The organism is Myxosarcina sp. GI1(2024) (assembly GCF_053543375.1).
Map to the genome: position 1 here is coordinate 78,760 of NZ_JBKGTY010000006.1, position 18,689 is coordinate 97,448.

16 protein-coding genes and 3 pseudogenes are annotated in these 18,689 nt (G+C 40.6%); 10 read left to right on the forward strand and 9 right to left on the reverse strand.

Annotated features, from left to right (window positions below):
- Nucleotides 1-125: 125 nt before the first annotated feature.
- A complete protein-coding gene (locus ACLFKQ_RS20625; RefSeq protein ID WP_449001630.1) occupies nucleotides 126-689 on the reverse strand; it encodes a 2TM domain-containing protein in 564 nt (187 codons plus the stop codon).
- Nucleotides 690-909: 220 nt separating this feature from the next.
- Between ACLFKQ_RS20625 and ACLFKQ_RS20630 the strand changes: the two genes are divergently transcribed.
- A complete protein-coding gene (locus ACLFKQ_RS20630) occupies nucleotides 910-2,082 on the forward strand; it encodes a site-2 protease family protein (RefSeq protein ID WP_449001631.1) in 1,173 nt (390 codons plus the stop codon).
- Between the two features lie 139 nt (nucleotides 2,083-2,221).
- Here the strand turns inward: ACLFKQ_RS20630 and gnd are convergent, their stop codons facing one another.
- Nucleotides 2,222-3,679, reverse strand: a complete 1,458-nt coding sequence (gnd, locus tag ACLFKQ_RS20635; RefSeq protein WP_449001632.1) for a decarboxylating NADP(+)-dependent phosphogluconate dehydrogenase — start codon at nucleotides 3,677-3,679, stop codon at nucleotides 2,222-2,224.
- Nucleotides 3,680-3,866: 187 nt separating this feature from the next.
- Nucleotides 3,867-4,400: a hypothetical protein gene (locus ACLFKQ_RS20640; RefSeq protein ID WP_449001633.1), complete on the reverse strand. Its 534-nt coding sequence runs from the start codon at nucleotides 4,398-4,400 to the stop codon at nucleotides 3,867-3,869.
- 108 nt (nucleotides 4,401-4,508) lie between these two features.
- On the opposite strand from ACLFKQ_RS20640, the gene rseP reads away from it, so the two are divergent.
- The 3 genes from rseP (at nucleotide 4,509) to rpsN (ending at nucleotide 6,660) form a co-directional block, all read left to right on the forward strand.
- Nucleotides 4,509-5,600, forward strand: a complete 1,092-nt coding sequence (rseP, locus tag ACLFKQ_RS20645) for an RIP metalloprotease RseP (RefSeq protein ID WP_449001634.1) — start codon at nucleotides 4,509-4,511, stop codon at nucleotides 5,598-5,600.
- Nucleotides 5,601-6,269: an endonuclease III gene (nth, locus tag ACLFKQ_RS20650; protein WP_449001635.1), complete on the forward strand. Its 669-nt coding sequence runs from the start codon at nucleotides 5,601-5,603 to the stop codon at nucleotides 6,267-6,269.
- An 88-nt stretch (nucleotides 6,270-6,357) separates the two neighbouring features.
- Nucleotides 6,358-6,660 carry a 30S ribosomal protein S14 gene (gene rpsN, locus ACLFKQ_RS20655; RefSeq protein WP_449001636.1) on the forward strand — a complete coding sequence of 101 codons (303 nt, stop codon included), beginning with the start codon at nucleotides 6,358-6,360 and terminating at the stop codon, nucleotides 6,658-6,660.
- 58 nt (nucleotides 6,661-6,718) lie between these two features.
- On the opposite strand, the gene bioD is transcribed toward rpsN, so the two are convergent.
- Nucleotides 6,719-7,423: a dethiobiotin synthase gene (gene bioD / locus ACLFKQ_RS20660; RefSeq protein WP_449001637.1), complete on the reverse strand. Its 705-nt coding sequence runs from the start codon at nucleotides 7,421-7,423 to the stop codon at nucleotides 6,719-6,721.
- 502 nt (nucleotides 7,424-7,925) lie between these two features.
- On the opposite strand from bioD, the gene ACLFKQ_RS20665 reads away from it, so the two are divergent.
- Nucleotides 7,926-8,903, forward strand: a complete 978-nt coding sequence (locus tag ACLFKQ_RS20665; RefSeq protein WP_449001783.1) for a ribose-phosphate pyrophosphokinase — start codon at nucleotides 7,926-7,928, stop codon at nucleotides 8,901-8,903.
- 81 nt (nucleotides 8,904-8,984) lie between these two features.
- Here ACLFKQ_RS20665 and lepB read toward each other — a convergent pair whose 3' ends face one another.
- Nucleotides 8,985-9,545: a signal peptidase I gene (lepB, locus tag ACLFKQ_RS20670; protein WP_449001638.1), complete on the reverse strand. Its 561-nt coding sequence runs from the start codon at nucleotides 9,543-9,545 to the stop codon at nucleotides 8,985-8,987.
- Nucleotides 9,546-9,574: 29 nt separating this feature from the next.
- On the opposite strand from lepB, the pseudogene ACLFKQ_RS20675 reads away from it, so the two are divergent.
- The 3 genes and pseudogenes from ACLFKQ_RS20675 (at nucleotide 9,575) to mraY (ending at nucleotide 12,635) form a co-directional block, all read left to right on the forward strand.
- Nucleotides 9,575-10,447, forward strand: a pseudogene (locus tag ACLFKQ_RS20675) (DUF4388 domain-containing protein).
- Nucleotides 10,448-10,886: 439 nt separating this feature from the next.
- Nucleotides 10,887-11,096 carry a DUF3134 domain-containing protein gene (locus ACLFKQ_RS20680; RefSeq protein WP_449001639.1) on the forward strand — a complete coding sequence of 70 codons (210 nt, stop codon included), beginning with the start codon at nucleotides 10,887-10,889 and terminating at the stop codon, nucleotides 11,094-11,096.
- 444 nt (nucleotides 11,097-11,540) lie between these two features.
- Nucleotides 11,541-12,635, forward strand: coding sequence for a phospho-N-acetylmuramoyl-pentapeptide-transferase (mraY, locus tag ACLFKQ_RS20685; RefSeq protein WP_449001640.1), 1,095 nt, complete (start codon nucleotides 11,541-11,543; stop codon nucleotides 12,633-12,635).
- A 124-nt stretch (nucleotides 12,636-12,759) separates the two neighbouring features.
- Here the strand turns inward: mraY and ACLFKQ_RS20690 are convergent, their stop codons facing one another.
- Together ACLFKQ_RS20690 and menA are read right to left on the reverse strand one after the other, a co-directional pair.
- The gene (locus ACLFKQ_RS20690; RefSeq protein WP_449001641.1) at nucleotides 12,760-13,146 is read right to left on the reverse strand and encodes a RidA family protein; all 387 of its coding nucleotides are present in this window, start codon (nucleotides 13,144-13,146) and stop codon (nucleotides 12,760-12,762) included.
- A gap of 42 nt (nucleotides 13,147-13,188) precedes the next feature.
- Nucleotides 13,189-14,097, reverse strand: coding sequence for a 2-carboxy-1,4-naphthoquinone phytyltransferase (gene menA, locus ACLFKQ_RS20695; protein ID WP_449001642.1), 909 nt, complete (start codon nucleotides 14,095-14,097; stop codon nucleotides 13,189-13,191).
- Between the two features lie 663 nt (nucleotides 14,098-14,760).
- Here menA and ACLFKQ_RS20700 point away from each other — a divergent pair.
- Nucleotides 14,761-16,179 (forward strand): isochorismate synthase, encoded by a 1,419-nt coding sequence (locus tag ACLFKQ_RS20700; protein WP_449001643.1) that lies wholly within the window; start codon nucleotides 14,761-14,763, stop codon nucleotides 16,177-16,179.
- 1 nt (nucleotide 16,180) lies between these two features.
- On the forward strand, nucleotides 16,181-17,926 hold the full coding sequence (menD, locus tag ACLFKQ_RS20705; protein ID WP_449001644.1) for a 2-succinyl-5-enolpyruvyl-6-hydroxy-3-cyclohexene-1-carboxylic-acid synthase: 1,746 nt from the start codon (nucleotides 16,181-16,183) through the stop codon (nucleotides 17,924-17,926).
- Here the strand turns inward: menD and ACLFKQ_RS20710 are convergent.
- Together ACLFKQ_RS20710 and ACLFKQ_RS20715 are read right to left on the reverse strand one after the other, a co-directional pair.
- Nucleotides 17,924-18,232 (reverse strand): annotated as a pseudogene (locus ACLFKQ_RS20710) (IS630 family transposase); the annotation flags it as partial. The gene menD and the pseudogene ACLFKQ_RS20710 overlap by 3 nt on opposite strands.
- Nucleotides 18,233-18,356: 124 nt before the next feature.
- Nucleotides 18,357-18,539, reverse strand: a pseudogene (locus tag ACLFKQ_RS20715) (IS21 family transposase); the annotation flags it as partial.
- Nucleotides 18,540-18,689: the final 150 nt, after the last annotated feature.

Sequence of the window (18,689 nt, forward strand, 5' to 3'; positions counted from 1 at the left end):
TATACCTGTTTTGCCACTACAATCGCTGCCAGACTTATTAAAATCGAACGGTTGCACGATTAACTCTCAACCATCCACCAAAATCAAAGCGTATGACACGATATCTTGTCGTGTTGAAACTAGCTTCAAACTTGCCATGCTTTTTGTAGCCTGTTCCAAAAAGTTATAAAAGTCTGTTTGACTTCATTTTGAAAAGTCCAACGCTGAAAAGCTCTTTCGTAATCTTCTCCCTTAGTTTGATAGGCTTTCCAGCCATTTAGAGCTAATCCTAGACCCCAAAATAACAATACATAAAGCGACCAGGAAAGTACTCCAGCCATTAAAAAGTTAAAAGAAACTAAAAAAGTATTGACAATTAGATATTTGGTGAAGTTTTGCTGAAATTTCTGGCGACGATATAAACTAAAAACCTCTCGTTTTCGATCGGTTTCTTTCCGTTCCAACCATTCTCTTTCAGCAGTTTGAATTGTGGTGCAATCGATGTCTAGTTCTGAGGCAATTTCCCAAAGCTGTTCCCTGGTAAATTCTTCTCTATCTTCACGACGAGCGATCGCAACTTGCAAAATTTGTTGAATATCTTCTGAGCTATAAGATTCTGGATAATGCACGGCTGTCTCGGATATAATGCGACAATAACTAGGTAGCTCTCCACTACATACTACTATTATGCCTAAAGTCGCTTCAACCAAGACCGTAATCTAAGGAACGGTTTTTACTGTATTCCACTAAAATCAATAGAGGTTAATCTTTCGTTACAATTTAGATTACAGACACGAGTTACTGTGCTACTAGATTTATCTTTTAAATTCTTTAAAAATTTGGAGCTAACTGTAACTATAGAAAGTTAAAAGCGAAAATAAAAGCAAGTTTATTCGAATTTTCGCTACAGAAAATATAGGAGGATATCCTATGAACGGCAATATCCGTATAGGAAGTTTATTTGGCATTCCCTTTTTTATTAATCCCTCATGGTTTTTTGTGCTGGGATTAGTCACTCTGAGCTACGGCTCGAATTTGACGCGCTTTCCAGAATTAACGGGGTTTTTACCTTGGATCTTGGGTTTCATTGCAGCAATACTTTTATTTGCTTCAGTTTTGGCTCACGAACTGGGTCATAGTTTGGTTGCAATTGCACAAGGAATTCCCGTCAAGTCGATTACGCTATTTATTTTTGGTGGTTTAGCCACCTTAGGAAAAGAATCAGATACTCCCCTACAGTCTTTTCTAGTGGCGATCGCCGGTCCTCTGGTTAGCATAATGTTATTTGGCGTGTTCGCATTTGTCGCTGTCAGATTCAACTTCAGCGCACCCATAGATGCAATTTTACAACTATTAGCCTCGATCAATTTAATTCTGGCATTATTCAATCTCATTCCCGGACTTCCCCTAGATGGCGGTAACGTACTCAAATCTATTGTTTGGAAGATTACGGGCAATCCCAACAAAGGAGTAATCTTTGCCGGTAGAGTCGGTCAGGTTATCGGTTGGATTGCGATTGTAATTGGTGGGTTATCTATTTTAGGTATTAGTCCGATTGGTGGTAGTTTTTGGACGCTGTTAATTGGTTGGTTTTTGCTTAGAAATGCTGGTTTTGCAGCACAGTCGGCTACGGTACAAGAAAAATTAGACCGATACACGGCGGAGGATGCTGTAATTCCCAATAGTCCCGTAGTAGCAAGCGATCTAACTATTAGGCAATTCGTTAATGATTATATAATCGGTCAAACTCGCTGGAAAAAGTTTTTAGTTACCGATACCACGGGCAAACTCGCTGGTGCTATCGCCTCTGAAGATTTAAAACAAATTCCTACTTCAGATTGGAATCAAGTTTTAGTGGCAGAGTTAGTCAAACCGGTAGCAGATAATAAAATTATTATGGCAGAAACCTCATTACTAGAAGTAGCTAAATTAATTGAAACCCAACAAATTGGCGAATTAACTGTAGTTAGAGAAGATGGTACTGTAGTCGGTTTATTAGAAAAAGCTTCGATTGTGAGTTTAATGGAGCGAGAGGCACGACAAAAAAACACTCAAGAGGTAGTTATCAATCCAGATAAGCCTGAAAAAACCTACGTTAATTAAATGAGCAATGGAGATAGCTTGGTAAGTCAGTTTTACTTATTTAACTAGCAGTCGCTATGTTCGGCAGCAATCAAACTCTGAAAAGTTTGAGGGTGAGCACATTGCTCACCCCGATTTTTTTCTGGCTAGTTACTATAATTTAGTCAGTATTGCCAGTCTGCAAAGATTTTTCGTCGACTTTAGTCCATTCAGTGTGGAAAAATTCACCTCTAGGTTTATCCGTGCGTTCGTAGGTGTGTGCGCCAAAGTAATCTCTCTGTGCCTGAGTTAAGTTTTGTGGCAGGCGATCGCGTCGGTAGTTGTCAAAATAATCGAGCGAAGCACTAAAAGCAGGAACGGCAATACCTAATTTATTGGCAGCAACTAAAACATCTCGCCAAGCGTTCTGGCGATCGAGAATAGTTTGTTTGAATTCGGGAGCGAGAAGTAAATTGGGCAGATGGGGATTATCGATAAATGCCGATTGAATTTTACCCAAAAATCCCGCTCTAATAATACAGCCTCCTTTCCAAATGCGAGCACATTCGCTGAGATTGAGATTAAAACCAAACTCTTGCGAGGCTTTACTTAAAAGCGCCATGCCTTGGGCATAAGAACACATTTTCGAGCAGTAGAGAGCGTCTCGGATTTTATCAATAAATGCCTGCTTATCCCCTTCATATTTACTACTCTCAGGACCTTGCAACTGTTTGGCAGCAGCAACTCGTTCTTCTTTATAAGCAGACACGACGCGAGCATTAACGGCAGCATATATGGTTGGAATCGGTACCCCAAGTTCTAGAGAGCTAACTACAGTCCATCGTCCCGTACCCTTTTGTCCTGCTGCATCGAGAATTGATTCTACTAAGGGTGAATTAGTCTCCGAGTCGATATATTTAAAAATATCGGCGGTAATTTCAATCAAAAAGGAATTTAGCTTTTCAGTCTCGTTCCATTGGCTGAAGACTTGGTGAAGCTCTTCTGCATTCAGTCCCAAAGTATTTTTTAACAAATCGTAAGCCTCGGCAATTAGCTGCATATCGCCATACTCGATGCCGTTGTGCACCATTTTCACATAGTGCCCCGCACCGCCAGGACCGATATAGGTAACGCACGGACCATCATCTACTTGAGCGGCAATTTTGGTTAAAATTGGCTCTAAATCTTTATATCCTTGCTCGGTACCTCCAGGCATCAGCGATGGTCCATTTAATGCCCCTTCTTCACCACCGCTAACTCCCATACCGACAAAGCCCAATCCTAAGGCTTCTAGTTCTTTAGTGCGGCGTTCGGTATCTTCATACAGAGAGTTACCGCCGTCAATAATCGTATCTCCTTCTTCTAATAGGGGTTTGAGCTGACCGATTACTGCATCTACTGGTTTTCCTGCTTTAACCATGACTAGAATATTGCGGGGACGTTCTAAAGCTCCCACGAATTCTTCTAGGGAGTAAGCAGCTTTAACGTCTTTGCCTTGAGCTCTTTCCTCCATAAAAGTTTCGGTTTTAGAAGCGGTGCGATTATATACGGCAATAGGAAAACCGCGACTTTCTACATTGAGAGCGAGATTTTCTCCCATTACAGCCAAACCAATTACGCCGAAAGTTCTTTTTGTCATATCCTTTAAGCCTGCTCCTAAAAGTTTATGCTTTGTTTTGTCGTCTGAGGGAGGAAGAGAAACAATCTGAATTGCTTCTCGATTTTGCCTTCCCCCGCCAGCATCTGCTTAACTGTACAAATCCCGACATCCAAAGGCTAGCGCAGTTTTCTAATTACAATTTGTTCCTTAATTAACTTTTTGAGATTTAAGAGCTTGATGTTTCGTCTAGATCGAGACTGTGGAGTATCTGCTGTAATTTCTGGCGATTGAGATGTACTGTTACTTCTAGTTTTTGTTCGCTATCTCGCAGCAACAATAAAAAGTTATTCTCTTTACCACTAGCAGCAATTTTGGGATTATTTAAATCTAACTTTTGATAGATAACTTCTGGGAGAGATACGCAGATAATCACCTGGGATTGAGATTGAGGGTAGATATACAGTTTTTGTCGGAAATTATCTAATTCCAACTTGCGAGCGGTAATGTTTCTCTCAGTTTTGTCGTTATGGCGTTGCCAAAAAACAGTAATTCCTTTTAATTGAGGAGTCTGGATGAGAAACTTTTCGTCAAATTTTTGCTCTCTCCACTCCAGCTCTTCAAAGTTGCCACTATCTGGAAGCAATCTTTGCTGCCAAAATATTTCTTTGCCACTCAAACTCTGCCACCAATCGGCGATCGCCTGTAAGTTGTTGGCATTATCGGGACTGCTACTGCCTTGTTGCCAGATTTTAGTAACCATGAGCGAGTCTCCAAGGGATTTAGATCGAGGAATATAAAGAATGTCCTAAAATAATAAATAAATAAATCAACAAAAACATAACTTAAATTTAATCTTTATCACAAACTTATGTCTGTCTTGGCAGCGATCGCAGTTTTAGGTCTATTAATCGTAGTTCACGAATTAGGTCACTTTGCAGCAGCACGACTGCAAAAAATCTACGTCAATCGTTTCTCAATTGGTTTTGGTCCAGTTTTATTAAGATACCAAGGCTCGGAAACCGAATATGCGGTAAGAGCCTTTCCTTTAGGAGGTTATGTCGGCTTTCCCGATGACGACCCCGATAGCTCGATTTCACCAGAAGACCCCAATCTACTCCGCAATCGTCCCGTATTAGATCGAGCAATTGTAATTAGTGCCGGAGTAATTGCCAACCTGATTTTTGCTTACTTTCTGCTGGTCGGTCAAGCTGCAACTGTTGGCTTTCAAGAGATCGATCCCCAGCCTGGTGTCTTAGTGCCACAGGTACTAGAACAGACAGATTCAGCGGCGGTACAGGCAGGAATTCAAGCAGGAGACGTAATTTTAAAAGTAGGAGATCGCGACTTGGGAGAGTCTTCCGAAGCTTTGGAAAAATTGAGAACCACCATCCAAAACTCTCCAGAGAGACCTTTAACCCTAGCGATCGCCAGAGATGGCAAAGTCATGTCGCTGAGGGTTACGCCACAACCAGGTCGCGACGGTAAGGGAAAAATTGGCGTAATGCTCGCTCCCAACGGCGAAGTAGTCCGTCGCCGTGCGGATAGTATTGTCGCAGCTTTTACTACCAGCGCCAACGAGTATCAAAGAATCGCTCAATTAACTGCAAGGGGTTTTTGGCAACTAATTAGTAATTTTGGCGAAAATGCCGAACAAGTAGCGGGTCCGGTGGCGATCGTGGCTGTCGGTGCGGAGTTAGCTAGCAATGACGTGAGTAATTTGTTTCAGTTTGGAGCTCTAATCAGTATCAATCTGGCAATTATTAATATTTTGCCTCTACCAGCTCTCGATGGCGGTCAGCTAGCTTTTTTAGCCGTTGAAGGAATTAGAGGTAAACCAATCCCTAGTAAAATACAAGACAGCATTATGCAAACTGGTTTGGTCTTACTGCTCAGCCTAGGTGTTTTCTTGATTGTGCGTGACACCGTCAATTTGGCATTTTTCCAAGAGCTATTTCAATAAGTGAAAGTTTCTCAAACGATCGAACAGCGAGCGAGAAAAATTTTAGCTACATTAGATATTCTCTATCCCGATGCTACCTGTAGCCTCGATTATGAAACTCCAGTGCAGTTGTTAGTGGCAACAATTCTCTCGGCTCAATGCACTGATGAAAGAGTTAATCGGGTAACTGCAGCTTTATTCGCTAATTTTCCTGATGCTACTTCATTGGCCCGAGCCGATCGCCAAGAGCTAGAGAGTTTAATTCGCCCTACCGGCTTTTTTCGTAACAAAGCCAAAAATATTCAGGGTGCTTGTCAAAAAATTGTCAGCGATTATCAGGGTCGAGTACCCCAAACTATGGAGGAGTTATTAAACTTACCAGGGGTAGCGCGTAAAACGGCTAATGTCGTCCTCGCTCACGGCTTCGGTAACATTCAGGGAATAACTGTTGATACCCATGTCAAGCGTTTGAGTAATCGCTGGGAATTGTCTCAGTCAGACAATCCTTTAAAAATCGAACGGGATTTAATGCCCTTGTTACCCCGAGCAGATTGGGAAAATTTTTCAATCCGCACCATCTATCACGGTAGGGCGATTTGTAAAGCCCGTAAACCCAAATGCGATATCTGTGAGTTAGTTGCTTTTTGTCCTGCTGCGTCTAAATATCTCACCAATGTCGGTGGCAAATAGACAGCTTTCAAATAATACTGAATTTCAGGACTTTCCAGAATAGAGTTATAATAAGAGACTGTGTTTATCTTCAAGCAAGTTAAAGTTTATGGCTAAAAAAAGTATGATCGAGCGAGAAAAAAAGCGCGCTCGCCTAGTTGAAAAATACGCCGATAAGAGAGCAGAACTAAAAGAAAGATTTCGGACATCTACCTCAGCGGCTGAAAAGTTAGAACTTCACCGTCAACTTCAAAGATTACCACGCAATAGTGCTCCTAGCCGCAAGCGCAATCGCTGTTGGGTAACCGGCAGACCCAGAGGCTATTATAGAGATTTTGGTTTATCTCGCAATGTTTTTCGTGAATGGGCACACGAAGGTTTATTGCCTGGGGTAGTTAAATCTAGCTGGTAAAGCAGCTTTCAAGCCAAGATTGGGCGAAGTCTAGGTTAGTTAACACAACAATCTCGCCCTACACGGGTAAAATTAACTCCAAATCCCAGTCAGCAACTACAGAAGCGATTTTCTGGCGATCGTCGAGTTCTAGGTGGGGCAAAACCCCAATCACCGGCACTTGGGTTAAAGTTTGAATTAAATCTATTGGGGTCAAATCCGCTAGTCGTGCCTCTGATTCTAAGGGACAGCTACAGTTAAGAATAATTCCTCTGAGATTGACATTTAAGCTACGGGCTAAAGCTACATTGGCAACTGCTTGGGCGATCGCACCGAGTTTGACTGGCACCACCAAAACTGTAGGTAAACACCAATCTGCAGCTAAATTGCCAATGGTCAATTCTTCAGTTATGGGAGATCCCAAACCTCCTACAGCTTCAACTAAGACTAGAGACTGCTGTTTCTGTAAGGAGATCGAGGTTTCCCAGATTTCTTGAAGAGCGATGATTTTTCCTTCTTTGGCAGCCGCAATTGGCGGTGCTAGAGGCTCAGTAAAACGGAGCCCCACTTCAGTGTGAATCGAGTTTACCGCTGAAAAAAGTCGTTGATATAGTTCGATATCTCCAACTCCTGTCTGAGCTAACTTCAATATTCCCAAAGAATTGGCTTTATTGGTAGGTTTCTCGAGAAAAAACCTCTGCCAATAAGCAGCCAGAGATACGGTAACAAAAGTTTTGCCGACATCTGTATCAGTGCCCGCAATCAATAAGGCATTTTTACTCAAAACTATCTAAAAAAGTTATCTAATACTACTAAATATTAAGTGTATATTATTAGTTGACTTTTTTTAATTTTAATCTCGCATATTTACTTAAATAAATACTTCAGTAAGCCGATTGATCGAATCATTCAAACAATTAAACCATACCATCAGTAGAAACTGTAGATAAATAGTTTATTTAGGCTTAAATTATCTAAAACTAATTAAATCCGATCCCTCGACCAAGATAAACTCTAGTAGTTTATACTCGGTTGAATTATTTGCTTTTATTTAAAATCTACAACATTAGATATAATTTATATAGTAAGCTCGATCGAGTAAAAAGTAAGTAAAAAGCGCGAGTGCAGAAAGTAGCTTAAAGCAAAATTCAAGCTAATAGTTCTTGCAATTTAAGATTTATTACCTATTTTTTAGGTTTTAATATCGTTGTCTGTCGATAACCTAAGAGTGATAATATTACCATGAATTAAGTTGAATCTGTTTTACCGTGAGCTATACCACTTTAATGCCTCAGTCGATGGAGAAACACCAGTTACTCTCGGACTCCAATCGCCTTAGATTGTTCTCTGGTTCTGCCAATATTCTTCTTGCTAAGGAGGTATCCCGCTATTTGGGAATGGACTTAGGACCGATGATTCGCAAGCGGTTTGCTGATGGAGAACTCTATATTCAAATTCAAGAATCGATTCGAGGAGCAGACGTATATTTACTTCAAACTTGTTGTAATCCAGTAAACGATCATTTGATGGAATTGATGATTGTCATCGATGCTTGTCGTCGAGCTTCAGCAAGACAAATCACTGCCGTAATCCCCTATTACGGTTATGCTAGAGCAGACCGGAAGACTGCGGGTAGAGAATCAATTACAGCTAAATTAGTTGCTAATTTAATCGTTGAGGCAGGAGCTAATCGAGTGTTAGCAATGGATTTACATTCGGCACAAATTCAAGGTTATTTTGATATTCCCTTCGATCATGTTTATGGTTCGCCCGTTATATTAGATTACTTAGCCAGAAAAAAACTCCGCGATTTAGTTGTGGTTTCTCCTGATGTAGGCGGTGTAGCTAGAGCCAGGGCTTTTGCCAAAAAACTCAATGATGCGCCTTTGGCAATTATCGATAAACGCCGTCAAGAGCACAACATAGCCGAGGTGATGAACCTGATTGGTAACGTTAAAGGAAAGACAGCAGTATTAGTCGATGACATGATCGATACTGCCGGCACCTTATCCGAGGGAGCTAGATTGCTACGTCAAGAAGGAGCCAGACAGATTTATGCCTGTGCTACCCATGCAGTTTTTTCTGGTTCTGCTGTCTCCCGTTTACAGAGCGGAATATTCGAAGAAGTGATCGTTACCAATACGATTCCAATTCCAGAATCGAAACAGTTCAAACAGTTAACCGTCTTGTCTGTAGCCAATCTACTTGGAGAAGCAATTTGGCGAATTCACGAAGAAAGCTCGGTTAGTAGTATGTTTCGCTAATCGTAAAATAACCGAACCAGAAGCGTTCGCCAGTGCTCGGAACGCTTCTTTCGTTCAGAGTAAAATTATTAGGTTAATATTTTAGCTGTCTTCAGGATATAGTGGTCTTTCGTTGAGAGACCCAAGGCGATTTAGAGGCCAAAAGCGAACTATAGCTCGACCAATGAGATTTTGACGGGGAACAAAACCCCAGTAATGAGAATCATAACTATTATTGCGATTATCACCTAAGACGAGGTATTGGTTGCTTGGTACTTTAATGGGTCCGTATTGATAGTCAGGAGCATCATCAATATATTTTTCAGTTAAGATTTCTCCATCAATATAGACTTCGCCATCTTTAACTTCTACAGTTTCTCCAGGAAGACCAATAACTCTCTTGATAAAAGCATCTTTGAAGTTTTGCTCCTTAAGTTTGTCTGTAGGAGAAAAAACTACTACATCTCCTCTCTCAGGAGGATTTAAACGATAGCTGACTTTTTCGATAATCAGACGGTCGTTAATTTCTAATGTAGGCTCCATAGAAGAAGAAGGAATGTAGCGGGCTTCGGCGACAAAAGTACGAATCCCGAACGCTAAAATGCCGGCAGATACCAAAGTTTTAAAAATTTCGGCAACAGGATTTTCTTCTTTTCTTGTCATAAGCACATCTACCTTAACCACTAAATTTTATGTTAATTTGCCAAGCTCGAATTCTTTTGCCAGATGGCAACTATTTTTGGGAGATCTACGGATTAATGACGGAAAAATCGTACAAATTGCTCCCGAAATTAAGCCTAAAGCTACAGAGAAAGCGATCGACGCATCTGGATTGACTTTATTACCTGGAGTTATCGATCTCCAAGTAGATTTGCGCGAACCCGGATTAGAACACAAAGAGGATTTAACTACTGCCAATCGCGCTTGTACTAAAGGCGGAGTCACCTCTTTTGTGGAGATGCCCAATACTCGACCTCTAACCACGACTCAGGCGGGGCGGCATTAGATGATAAATTACAGCGAGCTGCAAACAAGTCTCTTGTTAATTATGGCTTTTTTATTGGGGCGACTGCAGCAAATTTATCAGATTTACGGAATGCCATTCCACCTGCGGCATCAAAATTTTCATGGGTTCGTCTCACGGAGATTTATTAGTTAGTACAGAGGCTGAAATCGAGCCGATATTTGCTACGGGCAAACGTTTGATTGCCGTTCACGCCGAAGATCGAGCGCGGATTGTCCAACGGCTTCAACAGTTTGGCGCTCGCGGCTGGTTGAGTACTACAGTTATGAAACGACTGCGAAGCTTATGCCCTCCGCAAGTTCCTCTAGGAGTCTACTTGAAAAAAATCAAGCTACTAAGTCGCGAGCAGCTTAGTTTAGTTTTTCAACTACAGCTTCATCAAGTCTATCAATTATTTAACCTCAGTCACGGTAAATTCAGATTTACTGAAAAGAAATCGGCAATCTCATTACAAGCCGGCGATCTCGTTAACATCGAATCGAACCGGAAGCTATTAAAATTTCTTAAAGGCAAGTTTTTAGAAAAATCTGGCACTACATAGCCACAGAATATAAATAAATTTCTAAAATAGATAATTATAGAATAGATTTTTATTGCCTCAAAGTTTGAGATCTAAGTCAGAGATTACTCCGCCGTGCGGTGGAAGGGCGCAACTGCGCCGAGTCGTTTATTTGTTTTGGATAAAACGACTCGCGACGGTAGTCGCCTGCCGACTTAGCTTCGCGAAGGCGTACGCTGGGCGACGAACTCCGTTCGTCCGACGTTTCTCCGAAACGGCGAGGCTCTCCAGAGCCTGCTCCAGCGATTGACGGAGTCTGTCTTGACGGACATTCCCGTATCGGAGGAAACCGAGTCCTTCGGACTTGCTTAGCAACCATCGGGCTTCCGTTGCTGTTCTGACCTTTGGTCAACAAATCTCAATTGAAGAACGAGCTGTAACTCCAAGCAATAGTTAGTTTATCGGAGAAACCTCAATAATCATGAAAAATCCCGCTTTATTACAAGAACCTCGTTACGAACCAGCGATCGTGATCCCGCTCAAACAAGAAGCCTCTTTATTAGATTGGCTACAAGCTAGTGGTCGTTTAATTCCTCGTGAACCTGTAGAAAAAGAAAATCTTTCTGCAGAAGACGATCTAGAAGCATTAATCGATAACGAAGATGATTTTGACGAAAGCGAAGAAATTTAGTCAGAGATTATTCCGCGGCCTCGAGGACGAAGCCTGACAGACGGTTGCACGAGCAAAGCTCGAACGAAGTACGGGAGCTTCCCTCCCACGCCTTTGAAAAAGGCGTTGCCCTCTTCGAGTCGATGGTTATTCTAGCAGCGCGTGCCCGTTTCGCGAGCTGCTTTCGCAGGAAGCCAAGTCCTCCGGACTCGCTCGGCAAACCAAAATTACGTCTTCCTCTGACCATTGGTCAATAGCGAGGCGATTGCTTAGTATTGCCCGAGGCATAAGGAGCGATTTTTCAACTTGACTATCGGTATTTATTAATCACAGATTACTCCACCGTCAAACTACGGAGCCTGCGCACTCAGTGCGTCCTAACGTTGGTAATCCTTAGCGAGCCATTGTTAAATACGTTTTTTTTCTGTTAAATTTTTATCGAAAACAAATTAACTAGGTTTAATTGTGGGTGCTAAATCGCTTTCGACGATAAAATCGATCGATCCTTCTGGGTTTGGTTTACTGGTTAGTTTAATCTCGATCCTCGTAGTAGGAGCAGCAGCTTTAGATGGTCTTTCTGGTAGTTTTACTGGAAAAATAAATTCCATTGTTCTACCCTTACTAATTTGTGGAATAATCAGTAGTCTTTTGGGATGGGGAATTATTCCCCTACTAAACCGACTTAAAACAGGGCAAATTATTCGTGAGGATGGACCACAGGCTCATTTACAAAAAGCTGGTACTCCGACTATGGGGGGAATTTTTTTTGTGCCTGTAGCGACAATCGTTGCTCTGATTTGGACTAAATTTAGCTGGGACACTGCGACCGTAGCTTTAGTGACTTTATGCTATAGTGCAATTGGCTGGCTCGATGATTGGCAGGTATTGCGCCGTCAGTCCAATCGAGGTATTTCTCCCAAAATGAAATTATCTCTGCAAATTGGAGTCGGAACTTTATTTGCTTTGTGGTTATTGTGGCAGCGGTTTCCCACCATTGCCATCGTAAGTTTGCCGGGAATCGATTTATCTTTAGGCTGGCTAATTTTACCTCTGACCGTGTTTGTCTTGGCAGCAGAAAGTAATGCTACCAATCTTACAGATGGGGTGGATGGTTTGGCAGCAGGAACTAGTGCGATCGCTTTATTAGCCTTAGGGGCAGTTGTAGCTTCTAATTCTCCAGACTTAATGATTTGTTGCGCTTGTTTGAGTGGTAGCTGTTTGGGATTTTTAGTTCACAACCGTAATCCTGCAACAGTATTTATGGGCGATACTGGTTCTCTGGCTTTAGGTGGTGCCTTAGCTGCCGTAGGAATTATCAGTGGCAATTGGTGGGCTTTATTCTTAGTTAGCGGTGTTTTTTTTGTTGAGTCTTTGTCGGTAATTGCTCAGGTTGCTTACTACAAAGCTACTAAAGATGAAACTGGTAAAGGCAAGCGTTTGTTTAAAATGGCACCAATTCACCACCATTTAGAACTTAGTGGCTGGTCGGAAACCCAAGTCGTAGGTGTATTTTATTTGGTTAATATTTTGCTAGGAGTTCTGGCTATTTACGTTCGCTAACACTAGAACAGTTTAGCAGCGAGCTTGAGTTTGGTAAAAGCTCTAAACTCTATGGTTTAACTACTCCCTCAAAAGTGAATCAACAAGCTAATGGTCAGGCTCTTCAAAGAAGTGCACAGTGGTTTTAAAGCATGGCAATACATTCAATCTCGAGCGGCACATCTTTTGGCAAGCGGGATACTTCGAAACAGGATCTGGCTGGAGCAGCTCCTTCAGAAAAATACTGACTGTAAATTCGATTTATCTCGGCAAAATTAGCCAGATCGGTAAGAAAAATGCTGGTTTTAACCACATTTGTCCAGTCAGAACCTGCCTCATTTAAAATAGCTTCTATATTTTTCATTATTTGCTTAGTTTGCTCGGCAATATCTCCTCCAACTATTTCTCCAGTTTGAGAATCGAGGGGAATTTGACCTGCTACAAATAACATTTTTCCAGAGGCGGCGATTGCCTGATTGTAGGGACCTACTGGGGCGGGTGCTCGATTTGTGCGAATAATCTGTTTATTCATATATTCATAGTTGGTATAAATGTCGAGTTTCTCCAACCAAAATCAGATATAGGTGCTAACTATCAATCCCGCAATTAGTAGTAAAGAACTGGTCAAATAAAGATTGACAGCAAGAAATTTGCTATTGCTGACTTGAGAAGGGCAATCATGATATTGGTTGACATGATTTACTAACTGAACTGCCCAAGGTAAGCTGGCTAAAACCAATAGTGTCGACCAGGGTAGATATCCTAGAATACTCCAAATTAGGGTTAATACGTAGATATTAACAGTTAAACAAGCTAGAATTTGTGCTCCTGTTTTGGTGCCCAAACGGACAATCGGCGATCGCTTTCCCGCAGCTAAATCATCTTTTACCTGATGAAAATGAGAGCAAAACAAAATAATTGCAGTGCTGATACCTACAATACTAGAAATAGCTATGGTAGATAGGGAAACAGTTTGGGTTTGAGAATAATAGGCGGCAGTAACCGCACCTGGTCCAAAAGTAAAAAAACAAATTATTTCTCCCCACCCCAAATAACCCCAGCGAAAAGGAGGACCTTGGTAAGCATAACCCAACAAACAGCAACATATAACCAAGCCCAACACCGTTAAATCCTGTTGCCACCAGGAGAGAGCAAAAATACCGATAAATCCGCAACTCAAACAAAGATTGGCGATCGCCAGAACTAAAAACTTATTGCCTGTCAAGTTAACTACAGAATGAGCTTTATTTAGATCGATACCTGTTTCCGAATCAAAAACATCATTAGTTAGATTCAACCAAGCAACAATCAAGATTGCCGCACCTGTAAAAGTAAAGAATACTTGGGAGTCAAACAAATAGGTATTAACGTATGCTATTGCTGTTCCTATGGCAATTGGAACCACCGCTACGCTATAAATAGGAGGTTTAATGGCGGCTAACCATAGTTTGGAATTTTTAAGAATTGTTTGCTCTACTGCCATAAGGTTCTAACGACTTAAAACATTTGCGTTAGCGCGACTCGGCTCCACTAGTTGCCTGTAGTTTACCGCGCTCTGCTATTTTAGTAGCCTATCAATTATGTGTTCTATAGTTTACATGGTTTCAAGAAAGTTCACGAAGTCGGGAGAAACTCGGTTTGATATCGACCTAAATTGCTGGTGAGATAACTTCCCCTGGTGCTATCACTGCAGAAATTCTTTACCCGGCGTCTCTCTATCTCGATGTCAAAGTAGATTTTGTTTAATGATTAACTAACGGCGAACATTCTATCTCATAATTGATTTATCTAATGGCCCAACTTTTTAAAGCAGCTTTCACTCGAGAGCTAATCTAGTTTCATTTAAGTGTGCTCTAGCTAAACGACAGAGTAGAGTAAAAAAAGCAGAGGAAGTAATTTACAGCAATCGATTTTTAATACGATCTAACTAAACTTAAGTCAAAAAGTAAGGGAATTATCAATAAATAGTTAAATTTAATTCTGAGTGTAGTCATGAATCTTGTCAACAATGACCTATAATAATATAATTAATTTAACAAAAACAATTTTTTTTGACTAAATAATCGTTGTTAATATTTTAAACAATTTTTCTAGTTTTAATATTTTTGCCTACTAACTTGTAAGAATGACAAAATCTAGAAGTTCAATGTCTCTAATCTACCAAAATCGTCAGAATATTTCCGATATCCTAGAACTCGATGATTTTTGGAATAACAAAAATTTACAATCATCTGCCACAAATAAAATAAAAATTATTAGCTATGCTCAAAAAATCCCTCCTGTAGATCCCTTGAGCTTTATTCAAAAATTTGCTTGCTCCCATACCAAGCATTTTTACTGGGAAAATCCTCGTAAACAAGAGGCAATAGCTGCTTGTGGTACAATCAAAACCATGAGAATAACGACTTCAAATCGATTTACTCTAGCTCAGAATTTCGTTCGCAATTGTTTTCAACAAATTATCAGAAAAGGAGAAAATAAGTTAGCAGAAGGCAAACCATGCGTCTTCTGTAATTTCACTTTTTTTTCAGAAATTAGCCAAGAAGCTTTTCCAGTTAGTACGCTCTTTTTACCGCAATTTCAAATAGTAAAAAAAAATAAAAACTATTGTCTGATTGTTAATTATCCTCTACAAAAAATAGAACTAGAATCAGTAATTATTAAACTAATTGAGCAAAAAATAAGTAATATTGACTGGCAAGATCTTAGTTTGCAAATTAGGGAAAATTATATTCAAAATCCAATTAATTATTCTGAAGACGAAAACTCAAAGCAATTCAAATCTGTAGTAAATTCTGCTTTAAAGTCAATAGCTACATCTGAATTCAGTAAAATTGTCATTGCTCATACTGCTGAGCTGAGATCGTCTATACCCTTTCATGTAATTAAATCTCTTAATAGTCTGAGAGAAAAACATCCAGATTGCTATATTTTTTCTACTAGTAATGGTCGAGGACAAAACTTTATTGGAGCTAGTCCCGAACGGTTAGTCAGTATTCAAAACAAACTATTAGTAACTGATGCTTTAGCCGGGTCTACTTCAAGAGGAAAGTCCAGTACAGAAGATTCATATTTAGCAAACTTATTACTCAAAAATCGCAAAGAAAAACGCGAACATCAAGCCGTAAGTAACTATATCGTTCAACGTCTACGCCAACTAAACTTGAAACCACAGCAGCTACCGTTACAAATTTTAAAGTTATCCAATATTCAACATTTATGGACTCCAATTTACGCTCATTTACCCTCACAAATCGACCCCTTGACAATCGTAGCGCACTTACATCCTACTCCTGCGGTAGCTGGTGTACCTACACCAATAGCTTGCGAACAAATTCGTCAGTATGAAGAGCGCGATCGCTCGCTTTATGCGGCCCCATTAGGATGGGTTGATACAGAGGATAATTGTGAATTCATTGTCGGCATTCGTTCGGCATTAATTGATGGAAATTACGCCAGACTGTATGCTGGAGCGGGAATTGTTTCTGGTTCGGATCCAGATAAAGAGTTCGCCGAAGTTCAGTTAAAGTTACAGTCTTTAATTAACGCTTTGGTGCAATCTTAAAATGATTGACTTTCGCAATATCAACACTTTGTGGGCTTCGGTCATAGCTGCTACTTTGCAGCATTTGGGTATAACTGAGGCAGTGATTTGTCCTGGTTCCCGTTCTGCCCCCTTAACAATTGCTTTGGTGCAACACCAGGTCATAAGAACCATCCCAATTTTGGACGAACGTTCTGCGGCTTTTTTTGCTTTGGGATTGGCTAAAAGAAGCGGTTTGCCTACGGTTATAGTGTGCACGTCGGGAACTGCTGGAGCTAACTTTTATCCTGCAGTAATTGAGGCACAGCAAAGTAGCATTCCTATAATTATTTTCACTGCCGACCGTCCTCCAGAGGTGCGCAATTCTCATGCAGGACAGACGATCGATCAGCTCAAATTGTACGGTAGCTATACTAACTGGCATACTGAACTAGCTTTACCAGAAGCTAATTTAGATATGCTGTCCTATCTGAGGCAAAATATTATCCAGGCTGTTAGGCGAGCGCTATATCCCTTTCCAGGTGTAGTTCATCTTAATGTACCATTTCGAGAGCCACTTGCCCCGATTATTCGACCAGAAGTAGAAGCTTTACAAACTGCGTTTGATTCGGCTAACTTTTTTGAATCTGTTACACCCGCTGCTTTTGCTCGTACGACTCTCTTAGTTCTCTCAGTTCCTATCGAAGAGTGGCGATTGTACAACAAAGGAATTATTATTGCAGGTTTGGCAAGACCTAGCAAACCTGAAGCTTATTGTCGTGCTATCTCATTTTTGTCTCAACTATTATCTTTTCCAGTGCTCGCAGAAGCTCTCTCACCAGTAAGAAATTATGCTGAGTTCAATCCTTATTTAATCTCTACTTACGACTTTATTTTACGTCAGAAAACAATAGCTAGAGAACTGCAGCCTGATATTGTAATTCAAATCGGCGAACTTCCCACTAGTAAAGAGTTGCGTAGTTGGTTAAACAATACTTTTTGTCAACGTGTAATTATCGATCCAAATCCTGAGAATTTCGATCCGCTTCATGGAAAAACGATTCATTTATCGACTTCTATCGAGCAGCTTACTAATAATTTATCTAAAAGTTTATCTTATAAAAAGATATCGGTATACTGTCAGCGATGGTGCCAATTAGAAGCTAAAATTAAGGAGAAAATAAATCTCAAGATGTCGGCAATCGAGCGCATCTATGAAGGTAAAATTGTCTGGTTACTAGCTCAGAATTTACCGACTAAAACACCAACTTTTTTTGCCAATAGTATGACGATAAGAAATGCAGAATTTTTTTTACCGCCCAATAACCGCCAAATAGTTCCTTATTTTAATCGTGGTGCTAACGGAATTGACGGCACATTATCGACTGCTTTAGGTATTGCCCATTGGAGTCGTCCTACAGTTTTATTAACAGGAGATTTAGCTCTTCTACATGACACGAATGGGTTTTTAATTAGTAATAAATTTCAAGGGCATTTAACAATTATTTTAATCAATAACAACGGCGGAGGAATTTTTGAAATGCTTCCTATTTCTGAATTCCAATATGTTTTTGAAGATTATTTTGCTACTCCTCAAGCAGCTGATTTTGCTAATTTGGCAGCTACTTATGGCATAGATTGTAAAGTTGTTGCCCATTGGAAGCAGCTATCGGAACTATTAAGTGATTTATCTAGCGTGGGGATCAGAATTTTAGAATTAAAATGCGATCGAAAAACGGATATGGAATTTTTAAGAACTCAATTTTTTAATCTTGGAGAAGATTTATAGAAACCATAGCTCAATACCAAAAAAGCCTGCTACATCCTTGACAAACCGACACTTCTGATAGCGGGCATTATCCAGTACCAGGATGAGCGGAATGTCCAAATCTAGCTTGGACAACTGGACTAATATCGGCATTAATATAAGTCTCATTGGTGAGGCTGACCACTTCTTTAGTGACGGCATTAATCGCACCCAAGACATTAAAGCGCTTGCGACCTGAAGGCGATGGGATAAAGATGCGTGTAAAACACCAGATGAATCCTAAATAAGCCCGAGCGACAAAGTGAGCCCATCAACAAAGAAGACCGCTATTTAACCGTTGAATTTCTTCTTCGCTGAACTCAATCTGGATCATATCTCGGCATTCTGCTTCAGTTGAATACTGCTGCATTATCCCACTTTGGCTAATCTCAAAAAATCCAGTATTCAACCGCTCGGAGTATACTTCTTTAGGCGGACCACAATTCGCTTTCCACTGTTTGACCCGTCTTTGTAAGGTTCGTAAATGAGATTGTTGATATTCTTCTGGATATTTCTCTTGCAAATATAAAAGCAGAGTTGTTGGTTTGAGTTCGGGATTAGCACCGAGCAAGGGTACTAGCTCCGATTCCCAAACTAACCCTCTTATAAGAAACCAGATTTGCTGAGGGTTGAGGAATAAATGGGTTCTATAGGAAGTTGAAGGACTGCGATCGCATCAGAGCGGACATCAACTAAATTGTAACGTAAAGCAAAACCCCAGTTCCGATTCGAGGTAACTGGGGTG